This window comes from Arthrobacter sp. 001422645 (assembly GCF_059816125.1).
Genome location: NZ_JCBANT010000006.1, coordinates 82,786 through 101,021, shown reverse-complemented (window position 1 = coordinate 101,021; position 18,236 = coordinate 82,786). Strand labels below are relative to the sequence as shown.

15 protein-coding genes are annotated in these 18,236 nt (G+C 65.7%); 10 read left to right on the top strand and 5 right to left on the bottom strand.

The genetic code is table 11. The features are described 5' to 3' along the window. Position 1 precedes the first annotated feature (1 nt). Positions 2–1,228, bottom strand: a complete 1,227-nt coding sequence (locus AC6EUH_RS08630) for a type III polyketide synthase (protein WP_499738367.1) — start codon at positions 1,226–1,228, stop codon at positions 2–4. 544 nt (positions 1,229–1,772) lie between these two features. Between AC6EUH_RS08630 and AC6EUH_RS08625 the strand changes: the two genes are divergently transcribed. The 3 genes from AC6EUH_RS08625 (at position 1,773) to AC6EUH_RS08615 (ending at position 5,361) form a co-directional block, all read left to right on the top strand. Continuing rightward, a complete protein-coding gene (locus AC6EUH_RS08625) occupies positions 1,773–2,201 on the top strand; it encodes a hypothetical protein (protein WP_499738366.1) in 429 nt (142 codons plus the stop codon). Positions 2,202–2,386: 185 nt separating this feature from the next. Then, a complete protein-coding gene (locus AC6EUH_RS08620) occupies positions 2,387–4,213 on the top strand; it encodes a hypothetical protein (RefSeq protein ID WP_499738365.1) in 1,827 nt (608 codons plus the stop codon). Between the two features lie 62 nt (positions 4,214–4,275). Next, positions 4,276–5,361 carry a DUF8462 domain-containing protein gene (locus AC6EUH_RS08615; protein WP_499738364.1) on the top strand — a complete coding sequence of 362 codons (1,086 nt, stop codon included), beginning with the start codon at positions 4,276–4,278 and terminating at the stop codon, positions 5,359–5,361. A gap of 15 nt (positions 5,362–5,376) precedes the next feature. Here the strand turns inward: AC6EUH_RS08615 and AC6EUH_RS08610 are convergent, their stop codons facing one another. After that, on the bottom strand, positions 5,377–5,814 hold the full coding sequence (locus AC6EUH_RS08610; RefSeq protein WP_499738363.1) for a DUF5956 family protein: 438 nt from the start codon (positions 5,812–5,814) through the stop codon (positions 5,377–5,379). Between the two features lie 327 nt (positions 5,815–6,141). Here AC6EUH_RS08610 and AC6EUH_RS08605 point away from each other — a divergent pair, with 327 nt between their 5' ends. Continuing rightward, positions 6,142–8,139 (top strand): glycosyltransferase family 2 protein, encoded by a 1,998-nt coding sequence (locus tag AC6EUH_RS08605; RefSeq protein ID WP_499738362.1) that lies wholly within the window; start codon positions 6,142–6,144, stop codon positions 8,137–8,139. Between the two features lie 5 nt (positions 8,140–8,144). Here the strand turns inward: AC6EUH_RS08605 and AC6EUH_RS08600 are convergent, their stop codons facing one another. After that, complete coding sequence (locus AC6EUH_RS08600) at positions 8,145–10,325, bottom strand: elongation factor G-like protein EF-G2 (protein ID WP_499738361.1); 2,181 nt, start codon at positions 10,323–10,325, stop codon at positions 8,145–8,147. Between the two features lie 155 nt (positions 10,326–10,480). After that, entirely contained in the window at positions 10,481–10,957 is a 477-nt protein-coding gene (locus AC6EUH_RS08595) for a VOC family protein (RefSeq protein ID WP_499738360.1), read from the bottom strand. A gap of 131 nt (positions 10,958–11,088) precedes the next feature. Between AC6EUH_RS08595 and AC6EUH_RS08590 the strand changes: the two genes are divergently transcribed. Further along, on the top strand, positions 11,089–11,529 hold the full coding sequence (locus tag AC6EUH_RS08590) for a DUF3054 domain-containing protein (RefSeq protein ID WP_499738359.1): 441 nt from the start codon (positions 11,089–11,091) through the stop codon (positions 11,527–11,529). Positions 11,530–11,628: 99 nt separating this feature from the next. Next, entirely contained in the window at positions 11,629–11,910 is a 282-nt protein-coding gene (locus AC6EUH_RS08585; RefSeq protein ID WP_144670379.1) for an Lrp/AsnC family transcriptional regulator, read from the top strand. A gap of 107 nt (positions 11,911–12,017) precedes the next feature. On the opposite strand, the gene trpD is transcribed toward AC6EUH_RS08585, so the two are convergent. After that, positions 12,018–13,076: an anthranilate phosphoribosyltransferase gene (gene trpD, locus AC6EUH_RS08580; protein ID WP_056429487.1), complete on the bottom strand. Its 1,059-nt coding sequence runs from the start codon at positions 13,074–13,076 to the stop codon at positions 12,018–12,020. Between the two features lie 112 nt (positions 13,077–13,188). Between trpD and ctaE the strand changes: the two genes are divergently transcribed. The 4 genes from ctaE to qcrB all read left to right on the top strand — a co-directional run bounded on the left by ctaE (position 13,189) and on the right by qcrB (position 17,564). After that, positions 13,189–13,863 carry an aa3-type cytochrome oxidase subunit III gene (ctaE, locus tag AC6EUH_RS08575; protein WP_442853893.1) on the top strand — a complete coding sequence of 225 codons (675 nt, stop codon included), beginning with the start codon at positions 13,189–13,191 and terminating at the stop codon, positions 13,861–13,863. A gap of 86 nt (positions 13,864–13,949) precedes the next feature. Further along, on the top strand, positions 13,950–14,735 hold the full coding sequence (gene qcrC, locus AC6EUH_RS08570) for a cytochrome bc1 complex diheme cytochrome c subunit (protein ID WP_056429491.1): 786 nt from the start codon (positions 13,950–13,952) through the stop codon (positions 14,733–14,735). Between the two features lie 101 nt (positions 14,736–14,836). After that, complete coding sequence (gene qcrA / locus AC6EUH_RS08565; RefSeq protein WP_499738358.1) at positions 14,837–15,907, top strand: cytochrome bc1 complex Rieske iron-sulfur subunit; 1,071 nt, start codon at positions 14,837–14,839, stop codon at positions 15,905–15,907. Beyond that, the gene (qcrB, locus tag AC6EUH_RS08560; protein WP_499738357.1) at positions 15,885–17,564 is read left to right on the top strand and encodes a cytochrome bc1 complex cytochrome b subunit; all 1,680 of its coding nucleotides are present in this window, start codon (positions 15,885–15,887) and stop codon (positions 17,562–17,564) included. The genes qcrA and qcrB overlap by 23 nt, the downstream gene beginning before the upstream one ends. Positions 17,565–18,236: the final 672 nt, after the last annotated feature.

The following is an 18,236-nucleotide window of genomic DNA, read 5'->3' as shown; positions in this document are numbered from 1 at the left end:
CTCAGGCCAGTGCCGATTCCGGCTGGGGCGAGGGGGAGGGTGTGGCCGCGTCCCGGGCCGATTGTGTCGCCTCGTCGCGGGCCGGGCTGGTGAGTTTGGTGAACAGCGCGGTTTCCACAGTGAGTCCGGGGCCGAACGCCATGGAGCAGATCCGTTCCCCGCCGTCACCGTCGGCAGTGTCAAGCGGCGGCTGGTCGAGGATGTGGCGGAGCACGAACAGCACGGTGGCGCTGCTCATGTTTCCGTAGTTGCGCAGGGTTTCCCGGGCCGGGACCAGCTGCTCATCGGTCAGGTCCAGCCTGGACTGCACCTTGTCCAGGATGCTGCGCCCGCCGGGGTGGATGGCCCAGTGCCGGATGTCGCGGTAGGGGAGTCCCAGCAGGGTGCTTTCCCGGGACAGGAGCGGTTCGAGGGCGCCGATGATGTGGTCGTCGATGATGTGCGGGACGTAGTTGCCCAGGACCATCTCGAAGCCTTCGTCGCCGATGTTCCACGCCATGGATTCCTCACCGACCGGTGTCAGGACCGTCTCGAAGTGGTCCAGTCGCAGCAGAGCAGGCTGGTCCGGGTCCTCACGGGCAGTCACGATGGCCGCTGCCGCGCCGTCGGCAAAAAGTGCTGAGCCCATGATGGTGTCCGGATCGTTCGAGGTCCGGACGTGCAGGGAGCAGAGTTCGGCGCAGACCACCAGCACGACGGCGTTAGGATCCGCCTCGCAGAACGATTTGGCTGCCCGCAGTGCAGGGAACGCCGCATAACAGCCCATAAAGCCCAGGTGGTAGCGCTGCACCGCGGGGTTCAGGCCGAGGGCCCGGACGATTTTGTAGTCCGGTCCGGGGTTGAAAAACCCGGTACAGGAGACCGTGACGAGGTGAGTTATGTCAAGTAAAGTGATTCCGGGGCTGGCATCCAGGGCCTTCTGGGCGGCCTCAATAAAGAGCTTGGTGGCTTCGGTGGCGAAGATGTCATTGCGCACCTTGGTGCTGGGACTGAGCAGCAGCCCCGTGCCGGCGTCGAAAAACCGCGGATTCTCCGCCCGGTGATCCTTGGTCAGTTCGGCAACGGCCGTGTAGCGGGTATCAATGGCGGCAGAGTCAAAGCACGTGCCGACCAATCGTGTGCCCAGCCTGGTGAGGCCCGGCTGGGCCGCAAAAACATCCCGGGCTTCGGTTTGGACCAGGACAGTTGGCGGGACAGCAGTTTCCAGGGACCTCAGGTAGACCGTCATGGTTCATTCTCAGTGAGGTCGGCGCAGAAGACAATGGATCCGGCCACGCAAATGCCGGCAGGCCTTGTTGTTAGATAACGATCTGGAAGCCCTCTCGGGGTTGGTATTTGAACGCCGATAATCAACATTATGTAAAGTAGTGGATTGTGAGTTGCCGAATCTGCAGAATGGGACCCTGGGATAAGCACTCGGTGATGGACCGTCGGTGACGCCGATGAGTTCAACCGCTCCCCCGCCCAGATCACCACCGAATTCAACCGGCCGGGAAGGCCCAGAACAACGAACAGGCACCCACCAGGCGGCCCTTCGCCCCGGCCGCACTGCAGGGATTCTTCGACCTGGCCGACCTCGCCGTTGAACTGGTTCTGGCCCACGAGGCGATATGGCGAGAGAGAGATCACATCGCGGGCGACTCTGAAGTGGGCCATGGCGGCGCAGTGACAAAGCCTAACTCCACGCGTACTGTCACAATAATTTCCTGCCCCGGCACACCTGGCCCGGGGCGCGAACCATCCGTCATCACACCCCCACAGAACGGAACCACATGACCGCCGCCGCCACGCGAACGCCCGTCGCCGTCAAACGCGCCCAACTACTCGTGGCCTCCGGGGCGCTCGTCGGCCTGATCGGGATGGTGGCATCACTCCCGCTCGGCCAGTACCTCCTGGGCTCGGTCTTCGCCGTTACCGGGGCGGCCATCATCATCGGCGGAGGCGCCCCGGCAGACGCCGCTCTCCGCGCGTCCGTCGCCGAAGCCCTGCGCCCAGGTGAAATGCGGCGCCGCGGAGTCACACTGCGCTGGCTGCTGGCCGTCATGACAATCGCACCCGCTATTCCAGAGGGAGCGTTCGCCATCATCCACGATGACGATTTCGTGCCGATGGCCGTAGCCGTGCTCGGCATGGCCGCGGCCCTCACCCTCGCGGCGAAAGACTGCAGGGGGCACTACCGCGGAGCCGCGGCCACCGAGTAGGCGACTCCCGGAGCAGTCCCGAGGCGCCGCGGTCAGCTCACCCCCCGGCTCCCCCTCGTGCGAGATGGAGGCAGTCCCCCGAACTGCCGGGCCGGAAATGCTGGTGGCGCACGTTTCTCTCGGATATTGTCAGCGGTAATTCGTGTGGCTGCTTCCCAGCCGACGCTGATTTGGGGGAATCTTTCGTGAGTCCATCTTCTGCCCTGCCCGGACGCCTGCGCCGCGCCCTGGCCGCGCTGTGCGCCGTCGCAGTCCTGTCCGTCTTTGTCCCACCGGCGCCCGCTGCTATCGCCAACGAACCGGTCACCCGATCGGAAACCGCCGCCGCCGCCACGACGGTGACGCTTGACGGCGACCCCATAGTCTTCGGGTCTTTGAGGGCACAGTTTTCCCCTGCAGCACCGGCTGGCGGGCAGCGGTACGAATACTTGCGCGACGGCCACGTCATTCCCGATCCCTATTACGGGCCGTACTCCGTCTTCCGCCCCCAGCCGGAAGACTTCGGCGCCAGAATCTCTGTCCGCGTCACGGTCACCTTCGACGGCCAGGAACCCATTGTGCTCACCTCGGCGGAGAGCGATCCCGTCCTCGGTTACCTGGACCGTTATGCAGACGGCGCGGGCGAGCCCCACATGGGCAAGACAATCAGCGTGGCCACCAGTGCAACCGGCTGGCCCGCGCTACAGTCTCCGGCGGGAACCAGTTTCACCTGGTTCCGCAACGGGCAGCCAATCCCCGGCGCCACCGCGGGGCAATACACCGTCGCGGAAGCAGACCTCGGCTCGGCCATTACAGCCACCGTGGCATTCGCGTCCCCGGGATACCGTACAGTCGAAGACAACGTCGCGTTCGGAACCGCCATCCGCGGCTACCTGAACCTCGCTGCCGAGCCCGTCATTACCTACGCCACCGGCGCGGCCCCCGCGTTTCCCGGGACTGTGCTGAAGGCGTCCGCCCCGGCCACACAGGAGCCGGCCCCGGCCGGCATGACCTACACCTACCAGTGGGGTTACTCCTCCGGGACCTCCTCCACCTGGGCCTACGCCATCACCGGGGCAACAGCCCCCACCTATACCGTGCGCCCCGAAGACATCGGCCGGGACATCAGGGTCACCGTCACACCGGTCGCTGCCGGCTACGTCGGACAATCCAAGGCAAGCTCCTTCAACCACGCCGTGCGGGTCTATGGACGGTTTACGGCAGCGCCGACACCCACCATCAAGGGCACGGCGATGGCGGGCCAACTGCTGACAGCGGTGCCCGGCACCGCCCCGACCCCCGCCGCGGAGAGCGTGCAGTACGTCTGGTACCGCGACGGACAGCGCCTCACTGAGCATTCGACGGACCCGACGTACCGGCTCACCCGGGACGACGGCGGACACAAAATCACGGTCCGGGTCTTCTACGGCAGGAACGGGTACATCCAGGCTTCCAGCCCCGCCTCCGCCGCGGTCCTCCCACCGGGCTACTTCACCAGCGGCCCCGCCTGGATCGTGGGCTCCACCGTCGTCGGGTACGTCGTGAGCGCCCGGACCAGCTACACCTCGCCCTCGCCGTCGACAGCGCTTTACCAGTGGTACCGGGACGGGAAACCGATCATCGGCGCCCGGGGCACGTCGTACCGGCTGACGGCGGCCGACCAGTGGCGCCAGATCACCTTCAAGGTCACGTTCAAGCGGGCAAACACCGTTGACCTCAGCGTGGTCTCGCGGGCCATCAAGCCCCTTGCGGTCTTCACCAAACTTCCCGCTCCTGTCGTACGGGGCACATACACCGCCGGCCAGCTCCTTCGAGCCTCGGTGACCCTGTCGACCCCCGCAGCGACCTCCGTGACCTGGCAGTGGTTCCGGGACGGGAGGCCGATCGCCGGTGCCACGGGCCCGAGCTACCGGCTCACCCGCTACGACCGGGACCGGTTCGTCCACGTCGTAGCGACCTACAGGAAGACAAACTACCTGAGCTCGCCCCGCGCCTCCGCCCTCCGCTGGGTGCCAGGGCCCACCACTGTTTGATGTAGGCTGACTGGAGTTTCACCAGTTTCACCGGTTTCACCCGGATTCACCCAGGAGGCCCCGTGCAAAACCCCTTCAAACCGACGGCCGGTGCCACGCCGCCGGACCTGATCGGGCGCGCCGGGCTGTTGGACGAATTCGAGTACGGCCTCCGCCAGGGCTCGGGCGCTCCGGGACTTCTCACCATCATCACCGGGGCCCGAGGCATCGGCAAGACCGTCATGTTGAGCGCCGCGGAAGAAATCGCCAGGAATCATGGCTGGGCAGTCATCTCCCGGACGGCCAATCCCGGGTTCCTTGCCAAGATCGGCGATGACATGCTCCGCCTGCTCGACGAGCTCGGTGACGGCCCGCCTGCCCGGAAGGTCACCGCCTTCTCCGCCGCAGGGTTCGGGTTGACCACCCAACTCCCCCAGGAGCGCGTTCCCGACTGGCGTCGGACCGGAGAGGAGCTGCTGGGCCTGCTGCAGGCAAAAGGTACAGGCCTGGTCATCACCATTGACGAGATCCACGCCGTCGACCGCGCGGAAATCTCCCAGCTGGCCTCCGACGTGCAACACTTCATCCGTCAAGGGCTGCCCATCGGCCTGATCTTCGCCGGACTCCCCTCCGCCGTGTCGGATCTGCTCAACGAAGGCGTCGCGACTTTCCTCCGCCGGGCCGACAGGATAAACCTTCACGAGGCGGCCATCACCGAAGTCACTGCGTCATACCGGGAGCTTTTCAGTCGGAACGGCATCGACGTCTCCCCCGCCCACATCACTGGGGCCGCGGAAGCTACTGAGGGCTACCCCTTCCTCATTCAACTTGTCGGCTACTACCTGTGGATGGAAGCCGACAAGGCGGGTTGGACCCTCAACGAGGACAATGTCCAGATGGCAGTCACCGCCTCTCAACGACGCAACACGCTGGTTGTCGTGGAGTCCGCGTTGTCGGACATCTCTGAGAAGGACCGTGCATTCCTGGACGCCATGGCCGAGCAGGACGGCGCATCGACCGCCGCCCAGATCGGGCAGGCCATCGGGTCCAAACCCAATGTGGTCTCGAAGTACCGCAACAGGCTCATCGCCGCGGGCCTCATCGAGTCAGCCGGTTACGGAAAGGTTGACTTCGCCATTCCCGGCCTGCGCCAGTACCTCCGAAGCTGATCGTGCAGGGGGCAGCTAGCCCCGGGCGTAGATGTCGCGGAGAACGTCGGCGAAAACCGGCAACAGCTGCATTGGATGCGTGACAGAGTCATCTGAGGCACGAAGGATTGCGCCGTCAACGTCTGCCAGAAAGGCCTCGGGCGACATATGTCCGTGCGGAACGCGGATCATCCAAACAAACCCCCTCGGACGCGGAGGGACGCCCGCGTCCCTCAGATACATGTCGATGTCATCATCGATGCTTTCCCGGTCGGCAGCCGTAAACGGCTCCACGAAAGGTGTCCGCCCGTGAGCGTCCTCGATGTAGCCCGTGACCGTTCTGCCCACGTCCGAGGACGGAGAGCGGCGCAGGTTGTCCCGGCCGGCTGCCCACCCCATGAGCGCTCCCCAGCCGTTTTCGGGCAGCTCCACCCAGGATGTTGAGGGCCCGCCCTCCTGAACCTCGCTCCACACTGGCTACTCCTTCCTCCGGCCGTCCGCGCATGTGCACCCAAGGCTGTCCGCATGGGGGCTTCGCCTCCCTGTTGAACCTGCCACATCGCCCAGACAAGCGCTGAACTGCCGGGCACTGCAATCATCATTGCCGGTGAGCCGACGGCGCACCACCCCAGCCGGGACGGGCCTTTCCGACGCCTGAGCCGTGGCCCCGAGAGACCCGGTCCCCCTGGAGCGAACAGAAAGGCGAAGCTTTAGCGCAGCTTCTGCCCCACGAGATTACTTCCGCCCCACGCGTTGATACGCTGGGCCCGTTGGGGGCAACAATCTATCTCAGGAGATCACGTGTCTCGCGACGACGTGCGGCTACGCCCACATGAACTGTCCGCCGTTTCGCCAGCCGTCCCGCTGGAGGCCAAAGCCCTGTCCAAAGCCGGTATTGCCGGCTGGGCGGCCAGGCTGGGGACTCCCGGACTCGAGGCCCCACGCTCCCGCCGCTGGGCACACGTGGGCGCCCTCGCCGCCATCGCGGCCCTGATTCTCTACCTCGTCTGGCGCGTGCTCTTCACCCTGCCCTCCGGCGAATGGAACCTCACCATCGCGTGGATCCTGCTGACCTTCGAAGCGCTGCCGCTGACTGGCTTGGTTCTGAAGGCATGGGCAGTCTGGAATATCGACAGCCGCCCGCCGGCGCCGGTGGACGAGGCACCGCACGGGATGCGTGTCGCGGTCCTGATCCCGACGTACAACGAACCGATCGAGGTGCTGACACCCACGGTCGCCGCGGCCTGCGAACTCGCCCCGGAGCACGAGACGTGGGTTCTCGACGACGGCGACCGGCCGTGGGTGGAGGAGATGTGCGCCGCCTACGGTGCCCGCTATGTCCGGCGCGACGTCCACGATCACGCCAAGGCCGGCAACATGAACCATGCCCTCGACCTGATGGCGGCGGAAGAGGCCGCCGGCGCCCCGGGGATTGACATTATTGCCGTTCTGGACTGCGACCATGTGCCGCTGCCGACGTTCCTGACCGCCACGCTGGGCTGGTTCGCTGACGACGAGGTGGCCCTGATCCAGGGTCCGCAGTCCTTTTACAACGGAGGCGCGTTCGACGACGACGGCATCACGGGCGAACAGGGCATGTTCTTCAACGTCATGATGCCCTCGCGCAACGTGCCGGGCGCGGGCCCGTTCTGGTGCGGATCGACGTCGCTGTTGCGGATCAGCGCCCTCCGGGAGGTCGGCGGAGTGGCAACCGAGACCATCACCGAGGACATGCACACCACGCTCAAACTCATCCGGCGCGGCTGGAAAACCGTCTACCACCACCAGACCCTCGCTGTCGGGCTGGCCCCGGCCACCCCGGACCAGTACCTCCTGCAGCGGCGGCGCTGGGGAATGGGGGCCATGCAGATCCTGGTCCACGAAAAGCTGTGGGCGGCGAAGAGCTGGATGTCCTGGCGGAACTACCACGAGTACCTCAACGGAACACTCTGGTGGCTCGAAGGCATCGCCACCCTGGTCGCCTTCCTCATTCCAGTGCTGGTAATGCTCTCCGGCGCCCAGACGTCCACGGCGGGCCCCCTCCTGTTTACCGGCGTCTTCATTGCCATGTTCACCATCCGGCTGGGGGGTTCCAAACGGCTGATGCGCCATGAGATTCACTGGCCAACCGCCTTCGCACTGCGCATCTTCCGCGTTCCGGTGGGCCTGGCGTGCCTGTGGTGGCTGATCACCCGAAACATTCTTCACTTTGAAGTCACGCCCAAGGGCGCCGCGGACGTCCGCCTCCGCGGCCGGACACCGCGCATCCTGCTCGTGATGGTGGTGCTGATCAGCCTCGTGATCCTCTATGCTGCGGCCGGGCTTGCCGGCCTGGTGCCCTGGCGCACCTCGCCGGGCTCCACGGTCGCTTCCGGTGCGTGGCTGGTTCTCGCCGGCGTTGTGCTGGTCCTTGGCACCCGGCGAATCCGCGCAGCGGAATTCGCCACGTCGCGCCGCAACGCCTACCGCTTTGAGGTGGATGCTCCCGTGGAGAGCGACGGCGTCCGGGGCGACCTTCTCGACGTTTCCGTAGGTGGAGCTGCCGTGCGCTTCCCGCAGGGCACGCTGCCGCCGTCGGGCTTTGTCCCGCTCCGCCTGCCGGGCGCACCGACGGTCCGCCTGGAGGTCATCAGGGTCACGGACGAGGCGGACGGTTCCCAGGTGGCGTCGCTGCGCGCGGCCGACGGGGACTGGGACGTCTACCGGGTACTGTCGATGTGGATCTTCCACACTCCCGCCGGTGCCCTGCCGGACTTCCCGGCTGGAGTCCCCGCAGCGGCGTCCCTCCGTGGCCGCTGACCTGCTCAGTCCTTCGCAGCCGCTCGTGCGGCAGCCGGCGGCACGGGTTCGTGGCGCAGGTAGCTCCGGCGGAACCGGCCGCTTCCCGACGTCAGTGCGCGCAGCTCGACGGCGTACCGCACCAGTTCCTGGTCCGGCACTTCGGCGCTGATTTCGGTCAGCTCTCCCCCGGTCGACGTCGTTCCGGTCAGCCGCGCCCGGCGCGAGGACAGATCGCTCATCACCGCGCCGACGTGCTCATCGGCAACGGCGATCGTCGCCGCCGAGACGGGTTCCAGCAGTTGAATCCGTCCGGCCGCGGCGGCTTCCCGCAAGGCCAGCGCACCGGCAGCCTGAAAGGCCGCGTCAGACGAATCCACACTGTGCGCCTTGCCGCCGAGCAGGGTCACCCGGATGTCCACCACCGGGAAACCCGCGGACACGCCCTTCTGCATCTGCGCCCGCACGCCCTTCTCCACCGAGGCGACAAAGGGGCCCGGAATCACCCCGCCCACGGTTTTGTCCACGAATTCAAAGCCGGCCCCCCGTTCCAGCGGCTCCACCTCGATGTCGCAGACGGCGTACTGGCCGTGGCCGCCCGACTGCTTCACGTGCCGTCCGTGGCCTGCGGCCGGAGCGGCAAAGGTCTCCCGCAGCGGGGTCACAATGTCGACGGTCCGCAGGTTGACGCCCTGCTCGCGCAACCTTCCCAGGACCACGTCCGCGTGCGCCTCCCCCATGCACCAGAGGACCAGCTGGTGCGTCTCGGCGTTCCGTTCCACCCGGAGCGCCGGGTCCCCCGCAGCCACCTTGCCCAGGCTGCGCGCCAGGGCATCCTCATCACCGTGGGAGGCCGCTTCAACGGCAACGGGCAGCAGCGGCTCCGGCATCTCCCACGGTTGGATCAGCAGCGGAAATTCCTTGGCCGAAACCGTGTCCCCTGTCTCGGCCGGCCCCAGCTTCGTCAGGGCGCAGATATCCCCGGCGACGCTGAACGGCACAGGCCGCAGGCTGGATCCCAGCGGCGAATACAGGTGGGAGACCCGCTCATCGCTGTCGTGATCGACGTGGCCCCGGTCCGCCAGGCCGCGCCCGGCCACGTGGACCGCCGAGTCCTCCCGCAGCGTGCCGGCAAAGAGCCGGACCAGGCAGACGCGGCCCAGGAAAGGATCGGTGGTGGTGCGCACCACTTCGCCGAGCAGCGGAGCGGCGGGGTCGCAGTCCGGTGTCGCGGCCGGCGTCCCGTCAAGGTGGGACACTGCGGGACGGGGCCGTTCGGTGGGCGCGGGGAAGGCCCGCGTCACCACCTCCAGCAGTTCGGCCAGGCCGACGCCGGTCTCGGCGGACGTGGCGATCACGGGATGGAAGGAACCCCGGGCAACAGCCGTCTCCAAGTCGCTGACCAGGACCTCGGGCGGGATTTCCTCGCCGTCAAGGTACCGCTCCATCAGCGACTCGTCCTCGCTTTCGGCGATGATCCCTTCAATCAGGGCTCCCCGGGCCGCTTCCGAGGCGACGCGCTCGACGTCGTCCGTGTTCCGGAACTCGGGCGGCGCATCATCCGGCGACTGCTCCGAAACGGTGCCCGAAAGCAGGCCCAACAGGCCGGTAACGTCCGTCCCTTTGCTGACCGGAAGGTAGAGCGGCACCACCGTGTCCCCGAAGGCCCGCTGGCATCTTTCGAGCGCGGCGTCGAAGTCGGCCCGGGGATGATCCAGCCGGCTGATCACCACAGCCCGCGGCACCCCGAGGCGCTGGCACTCTCCCCAGAGGGCCGTTGTGGCAGCGTCAATGCCGTCCACGGCCGAGACAACGAATAACGCTGCGTCCGCCGCCCGCAACCCGGCCCGCAGTTCCCCGACAAAGTCCGGGTAGCCCGGGGTGTCGAGGAGGTTCACTTTGATGCCGCCGGCCGTCACGGGCACCACGGAGAGGGCGACGGAGCGTTGCTGGTGGATCGCGGCCGGCTCCGAGTCGCCGACCGTGGTGCCTTCGGTGATCGACCCCTTCCGCGAGATGGCACCGGTTGCGGCCAGCAGCGCTTCTGCCAGCATCGTCTTGCCTGCTCCGGAGTGGCCCACCAGCGCCACGTTCCGGATCTGCTCCGGCTCTTCGGGCGGCTGGGCATCGGTGGCGTCGGCGCGCCGCAGTTCAGAAGTGCCCCGGGCGGCGGCCTTCGCCGGAGCCTTCGCGTCTTTGGCAGGCATGGGAACCTCCTGATGCATCTGTCGGCCCGCCGCCCGCAGGCCATGGCGCGGCGCGGGGCCGCCTATATGGATTGGACACCCTGCGGCGATCTGTCGGCAAGATGCAAAAGCCAACTCCCCTGCAACGTCACGGCATTCCGCGTCCGGCCCCGGGGTCAGCTTCCGTCGTAGGCCTTCTGCAAGACCGCGATGTCCAGCTTCTGCATGCCCAGCATGGCCTGCATGGCGCGTTGTGCACCCGCCGGATCCGGACCGCCGATCAGCTCGCCCAGCACAGAGGGGACCACCTGCCACGAAACCCCGTACCTGTCTTTGAGCCAACCGCACTGGCTTTCGGTGCCGCCCTCGCCCAGCGCAGTCCAGTAGCGGTCCACTTCCGCCTGGGACGAACAGTCGATGACGAAGGAGATTGACTCGTTGAAGGTGAAGGCCGGTCCCCCGTTCAAGGCCGTGAAGGTCCGCCCCTCGATTTCGAAGCGCACGGTGATCGCCTGGCCAGCCGGTCCGGGACCGCCCTCGCCGTATCGGGACACGTCGGTCACCTTCCCGCCGTCGAAGATGGAGACGTAGAACCCGGCAGCTTCCTCCGCCTGGTTGTCGAACCACAGGCAGGTGGTGATCTTTTCGGCCACAGCGCATCCTCTTTCGTTCGGCCCGGACCCGGACGGTGCCTCCCGGGCAGTGCGGGGTTGTGGGCCGAGCCTAGTCGCGGGAACTATCTGACACAACGGCTCCCGGCGCCGCACCCGGATAGGCTTGGAACATGCCTTCTTCAACGCCACCGCTCCCCCGCCCCGCCACTACCGGACCGGCCCCGGCATCGGGAGCGAGGCGGACAGCCGTACTGGCCGCATGCGCGGACGCGGCACTGATCCTCCTTTTCGCGGCCATCGGCCGTGACGCCCATCAGCGCGGGGACGTCGTCACCGGCGTGCTGGCCACCGCCTGGCCGTTCCTGGCCGGTGCGGCGGTGTCCTGGCTGGCCATGCGGATCTGGCGGTCGCCGCTGGCCCTCTGGCCGGCCGGCGTCGGCGTCTGGCTCGGCGCGGTCACTGTCGGTATGCTCCTGCGGGCCGTCACCGGGCAGACGGTGGTGCTGCCGTTCGTGATCGTGGCGCTGCTCAGCCTGGGGCTGTTCCTGCTCGGATACCGCCTCCTGGCCTCGGCCATCCGGCGGCGAAACACACGCCGCGGCAGGGCCTGATGGACTAGGCTTGCAAGGACATGGCCGGGGCCCCGGGGACTACCGTCAGGGGCCCGTCACCGGCCGGCAACGGCGCAACAGATCCGGAAAGGTTCACACGTGGTCACCGCTTTCGTCCTGATTAAGACAGACGCTTCCCGCATCCCGGAGACCGCGGAAGAGATCTCCGCCATCCAGGGCATTAGCGAGGTGTACTCCGTCACCGGCGAGTGGGATCTCATTGCGATCGCCCGGGTCCCGAAGCACGAGGATTTGGCGGACGCGATCGCGGACAAGCTCTCCAAGGTCCCCGGCGTTGTCCACACCACCACGCAGATCGCGTTCCGCGCCTATTCCCAGCACGACCTGGACGCGGCGTTCGCCCTCGGCTTCGAACAGTAAGGCCACGCAGGCGGGGCCGACGCCGGGAGCGCCCCGCCCGGCTAAGTCCCGCAGACGGTTCAAGCGGAGTGCTGGTCAACTGGTGCGCAGGCCAGCTGGTGCGCAGGTCAACTGCGCGACAGCGCGACCCAGCGGTCCAGGACGGCTGCGGCCGCACCAGATTCGATGGACTCATCCGCACGCTTCAACGCCGCGGCCATCCGCTCGCCGAACGGCCCGACGGCGTCCAGATCGAAGGCCACGAGCCCGGCCGCGGCGTTCAGCAGGGCGGCATCCCGCGCCGGACCGCGGCCGCCGGCAAGAACGGAACGCACGACGGCGGCATTGGCTGCGGCGTCCCCGCCGCGCAGTTCCTCAAGGGTTGCCCGTCGAATTCCCAGATCACCCGGATCGAACGTCTCTTCACTTACCGCGCCGTTCCGGATTTCCCACACCCGGGACGGGCCGGTAGTGGTCAGTTCATCCAGTCCGTCATCCCCGCGGAACACGAGTCCGCGGCTGCCGCGCTTGGCCAGCACGCCCGCCACCAGCGGGGCCATCCGCTCGTTGGCGACGCCCACCGCCGAGGCCTGAACGTGGGCCGGGTTAATCATGGGTCCCAGGAAGTTGAAGGCCGTGGGCACGCCGAGTTCACGGCGGGCGACGGCGGCATGCCGCATCGAGGGGTGGAACACCTGGGCGAAGCAGAACGTGATGCCCGCTTCCTCCGCATTGAGGGCGACCCGAGGGATCGGCAGGTCCAGCCGGACGCCCAGGGCCTCCAGGACATCCGCGGAACCGGAGGTGGAGGACGCTGCACGGTTGCCGTGCTTTACCACCTTGGCGCCCGCGCCGGCCGCGATCAGCGCTGCCATGGTCGAAATGTTGACGGTGTTCTGCTGGTCCCCGCCGGTGCCGACGATGTCCAGCTTCTGCCCGGCGATCTCAATGGGACTTGCGTTGGCGATCATCGCCTCAACCAGGCCGACCAGCTCGTCGACGGTCTCGCCCTTGGACCGGAGTGCCACGAGGAATCCGGCGACCTGCGCGGGCGTGGCCTCTCCGGACATGATCGAGTTCATCGCCCACTCGGTGTTTCCGGCGGTGAGATCCGTGCCGTTAATGAGGGCGTTGATGAGCCGCGGCCAGGTGTTGCCTGCCGCCTGTGCAGATGCCTGAGAAGTCACGTTCCGATGCTATCGAGGTGCGTACTGCAAAGACCAATGTGAACGGGTCCGGGAACTTTTCCGCGCGAATTCGCGTCTTTGTAGAAAAAGTCCCCCCAAAAGGCGGTTTGCGTTGGGCAGGACGGAGTTTTATAGACATAATGTCTATGTGACATCTGCGACCCATGCCCCCAGTACCCCGGCGCACCCGACGCTGAATCGCCCGAACATGGTTTCTGTTGGAACCGTAGTCTGGCTGTCCAGTGAGTTGATGTTCTTCGCCGGTCTCTTCGCCATGTACTTCACACTCCGTTCGACTTCCGGACTGATGTGGGCCGAAGAGACAGCCAAGCTCAACTTCCCCTTTGCGCTCGTCAACACGATCGTCCTCGTGGCAAGTTCCTTTACTTGCCAGATGGGCGTCTTCGCCGCTGAGCGGCTTCAGCCGCGTCGAAGCGGCGGGCCCCTCAGCTTCACCCGCTGGGGAATGAACGAATGGTTCACCCTGACTTTCATCATGGGTGCCTTCTTCGTGGCCGGCCAGGCGACTGAGTACGCCATGCTCGTTTCCGAGCATGTCTCGCTCTCCTCCAACGCCTACGGTTCGGCGTTCTACATCACCACGGGCTTCCACGGCCTGCACGTCATCGGCGGCTTGGTTGCCTTCCTCCTCATCATGGGCCGGTCCTTCGCGGCGAAGAAGTTCGGCCACTTCGAAGCAACCTCCGCGATCGTCACCTCGTACTACTGGCACTTCGTCGACGTCGTCTGGATCGGCCTCTTCCTGGTCATCTACGTCCTCAAGTAGCAAGACTTGACTCTTTTTCTACAAGAGGCAGAATTTCAAGAAGCGGCTCCCGGAGCCCACGCAGGATCGAATAAAGGAACCACCACGTGAAGGCACTCTCGCAGAAGCGACGTCACCCACTGGCAGCAATTGCACTGCTGCTGATGGGCCTCCTGGTCACTGGTGGGCTGTACGCCGTTGCCACCACCGTGAACCAGGCCAAAGCCACCACTACCTTCAGCGCCAACGACGCAGAGGAAGGCGGCAAGCTCTTTGAGTCCAACTGCGCCACCTGCCACGGCATGGGCGCCAGCGGTACGCAGGACGGCCCCTCCCTGGTAGGCGTCGGCGCTGCCGCCGTCGACTTCCAGGTCGGCACCGGCCGCATGCCCATGCAGATGAACGGCCCGCAGGCCCCCAAGAAGCCTGTTCAGTTCAACGATGAGCAGACCCACCAGCTGGCCGCCTACGTAGCTTCGCTCGGGCCCGGCCCGTCGATTCCCGAAGCAAATGTCCTCGATGGTCAGGGGGACGCCGCCAAGGGCGGCGAGCTGTTCCGTGTGAACTGCGCCATGTGCCACAACGCCGCCGCTGCCGGCGGTGCGCTGACCCGTGGCAAATTCGCTCCGGCGCTGAGCGGTGTGTCCAGCAAGCACATCTACGAAGCGATGGTCACCGGCCCGCAGAACATGCCGGTGTTCAATGACGCCAACCTCTCCCCCGAGGGCAAGCGCGACATCATTACCTTCCTGAAGCAGATCGAGGCCAACGGTTCACCCGGCGGCGCGGATCTGGGCTCCCTGGGTCCGGTTTCTGAAGGTCTGTTTGTCTGGATCGCCGGCCTCGGCGTCATCATCGCCTTCACCATTTGGCTGACGTCCCGGACGTCCTAGCCCACCTGTTGCACCTGTAAGAATTTTCTGCTGACCCGTCAGCAGTCTGAATTGAAAGCTAACTCGGCACTCGCCGAGACGAGAGAGGGATGAGGCGAATTATGGGCAACCATAGTGACGGCAGTCCGAACCACTCGGGCACCGTAGCTACGGCTGGTCAGAATGAGGTGGAGAAGTTCCAGGATCCTGGAATTCCCCCGCATCGTTTGCGCCTGGCTGACACGGACCCGAAGGCCGCAAAGCGAGCAGAACGGCAGGTAGCCCTTCTTTTCGGGACCTCGGTCGTTGGCACCCTGATCTTCCTGGTGGCGTACTTCGCCATTGATCTGGGAGATGACAGCACGATCGCCACCATCCGGCTGCAGAACGCGCTGCTGGGTATTGGCACCGCGTTTGCCATGCTGGGTATCGGCACCGGAATTGTGCACTGGGCGAAGGCCCTGATGCCGGACCACGAAGTCTCGGAAGAGCGTCATGCCATCCGCACGGAGGATGACCGCCAGGCCGCTGTCCGGATCGTCGACGACATCGTCGAGGAAACCGGCATCAAGCGCCGCCCGCTGATCCGCAACACCCTCCTGGGCGCCGTGGCGCTGGCTCCCCTGCCGGCCCTCGCCGTCTTCGGTGACCTGGGTCCGCGTCCCGACGACGCCCTGGCGCACACCATGTGGGCACCCCAGGATGGCAAGCTCAAGCGGCTCACCCGTGATCCTGACGGCACGCCCATCAAGGCAGCCGACGTAACCATCGGTTCGGCGTTCCACGTCATCCCCGAGGGCCTGAACGAGCTGGAGGAAGGCAAGTTGAACGAGAAGGCCAAGGCCGTCGTTCTGCTTATGCGCCTGAACCCGGAGTCCCTCAATCCGTCCCCGGGACGTGAGGACTGGGGTTACAACGGAATCGTCGCCTACTCCAAGATCTGCACCCATGTTGGTTGCCCTGTTGCCCTCTACGAGCAGCAGACCCACCACCTGCTGTGCCCGTGCCACCAGTCAACCTTCGACCTCACGCAGGAATGCAAGGTTATCTTTGGACCGGCCAGCCGGCCTCTCCCCCAGCTGCCAATCGCGGTTGACGCCGAGGGCTACCTGGTCGCCACCAGCGACTTCCATGAACCTGTTGGACCTAGCTATTGGGAGCGTGAGCAGCATGAGCGCAACATCAACGCCTAGTGCCCCCACCTTCGTCGCCAAGACCAAGGGCGGCCGCATCACGAACTTTGTTGACGAGCGCGTCGGCGGATCAGGCATCCTGCGTGAATTCGGCCGCAAGGTTTTCCCGGACCACTGGTCCTTCATGTTCGGCGAAGTCGCCCTGTACTCCTTCGTCATCCTGCTGCTGTCGGGCACCTTCCTGACCTTCTTCTTTGATCCGTCCATGGCGGAGACCCATTACCAGGGTTCCTACACACCGCTGAAGAACGTCGAAATGTCAGTGGCTTACAGCTCCTCCCTGGACATCTCCTTCGACGTCCGCGGCGGCCTGTTCATGCGCCAGGTCCACCACTGGTCCGCACTGCTGTTTGTAGCATCCGTGTCCGTGCACATGCTGCGCGTGTTCTTCACCGGCGCGTTCCGCAAGCCCCGCGAAATGAACTGGGTGGTGGGCGGCGTGCTGCTCATCCTCTCGATGGCAGCCGGCTTCACCGGTTACTCCCTCCCCGATGACCTGCTCTCCGGCAACGGCCTGCGCATCATCGACGGCGTGATCAAGTCCATTCCGGTGGTCGGAACGTACATCTCGTTCTTCCTCTTCGGCGGAGAATTCCCCGGAACGGTCATCATCGGCCGCCTATACATGCTCCACATCCTGCTGGTTCCGGCACTCATCCTCCTGATGATCGTGCTGCACCTCTTTATGGTGGTGGTGCACAAGCACACCCAGTACCCCGGCCCGGGCCGCAACGACGGCAACGTCGTCGGCTACCCCCTCGGCCCGGTGTACGCCGCCAAGGCCGGCGGCTTCTTCTTCATCGTGTTCGGTGTCGTCGCCCTCATGGCCGGGTTCTTCACCATCAACCCGATCTGGAACTACGGCCCGTACGACCCCTCCCCCGTTTCGGCGGGTACGCAGCCTGACTGGTACATCGGCTTCGTCGATGGCGCCCTGCGCCTCATGCCGGGCACGATCGGCAACTGGAGTGTCGAGCAGGTCTGGTTCGGCCAGGTCTTCACCTTCAATGTGCTGCTCCCGGCCCTGGTGCCTGCAGGGATCATCTTCACCGTGCTGTTCACCTACCCGTGGATCGAACGCTGGATCACCAAGGACAACCGCGAACACCACGTCCTGGACCGCCCCCGCAACGCTCCCACGCGTACCGCCATCGGCATGGCCGGCTTTGTCTGGTACTGCGTGATGTGGGCAGCTGCCGGCTCGGACCTCATCGCTACGCACTTCCACGTGTCGCTGAACGATGTGACCTACTGGCTGCGGGCACTGTTCTTCGTCGGCCCGGTCATCGCCTTCATTGTCACGAAGCGCGTCGCCCTGGCCCTGCAGCGCAAGGACCGCGAGATTGCCCTGCACGGCCGCGAAACCGGCCGCATCGTGCGCCTGCCGCATGGCGAGTTCATCGAGGTCCACGCGCCGCTGGACGAGTACAAGCGCTACAAGCTTGTCGGCTTCGAGTCGCCGTCTCCGCTTCCCGCGGAGCCGAACGCGCACGGCGTCGTCGACAAGAAGGAGAAGCGCCGCGCGCTCTTCTCCAAGTGGTTCTTCGAGGACCGGGTTGCCCCGGCTACTCCCGCAGAGCTCGCGGCGGCCCACGGCCACCACGGCGAGCACGAGGCCATCGAGTCTGGTGAGTCGCAGAAGACGCTCAGCCACTAACAGGCCGCGGTGAACACCAGGAAGGCCCGGTCCACCAGGACCGGGCCTTTCTGCGTCCCCCGATGGGAATGCCCGTCTGGTGAGAGCCCAGGGCGGCGGCACCCCGCGGCAGACCTAGTGCACGCATCATCACGGCACACTATGGGAAAGAGCGGTAGCGGCGTACCCTTCAAGCGCGCCGAGTCTAACGACACGAATGACCACACACACTGGCCAAGGGAGAGCTACGTCCGGCTGCTGTTCTGTGGGATTTTGTCCCCTGGGTGCAGGTGGATCCAGGCGATTCGTGCGCCCCACATCAAGGTTGCGATCCCAGGGATGCACGCAAGAACCATCGGGTAGTACCTAACGTAAAAGGAGTCAGTCGTCGTTCCGTCGGCCGTAGCGAAAATGCACTCCACCCCGAGGGGAGCAAAATCGTAAGTGCCTGTGGGCGGGAAAATGAATTCCTCGTGGCTATGCACCGTGCCGGCAGGCAGATGCTCGGTATAGCAGTATTGCGAAATCGTCTGATGATCGCGAGAGATGAGGAGCCGATCAAACGCGCCTACCGCTAAGTACCACGCAACGGAAAGAATCACGCAGGTCAGAAACATGACCGTTTTCCGTGTCATTCGCCCCTCGCCCCCGGAATGCAGTGTTTGGGGTTCACCATCGCACATTTCACGCGAC

Coding starts and splice junctions, on each gene's coding strand:
- AC6EUH_RS08600 (WP_499738361.1), bottom strand. CDS start 10,325: ATGCCTGCCAAAGACGCGAAGGCTCCGGCGAAGGCCGCCGCCCGGGGC.
- qcrA (WP_499738358.1), top strand. CDS start 14,837: ATGGGCAACCATAGTGACGGCAGTCCGAACCACTCGGGCACCGTAGCT.
- qcrB (WP_499738357.1), top strand. CDS start 15,885: ATGAGCGCAACATCAACGCCTAGTGCCCCCACCTTCGTCGCCAAGACC.
- AC6EUH_RS08590 (WP_499738359.1), top strand. CDS start 11,089: ATGCCTTCTTCAACGCCACCGCTCCCCCGCCCCGCCACTACCGGACCG.
- AC6EUH_RS08630 (WP_499738367.1), bottom strand. CDS start 1,228: ATGACGGTCTACCTGAGGTCCCTGGAAACTGCTGTCCCGCCAACTGTC.
- AC6EUH_RS08625 (WP_499738366.1), top strand. CDS start 1,773: ATGACCGCCGCCGCCACGCGAACGCCCGTCGCCGTCAAACGCGCCCAA.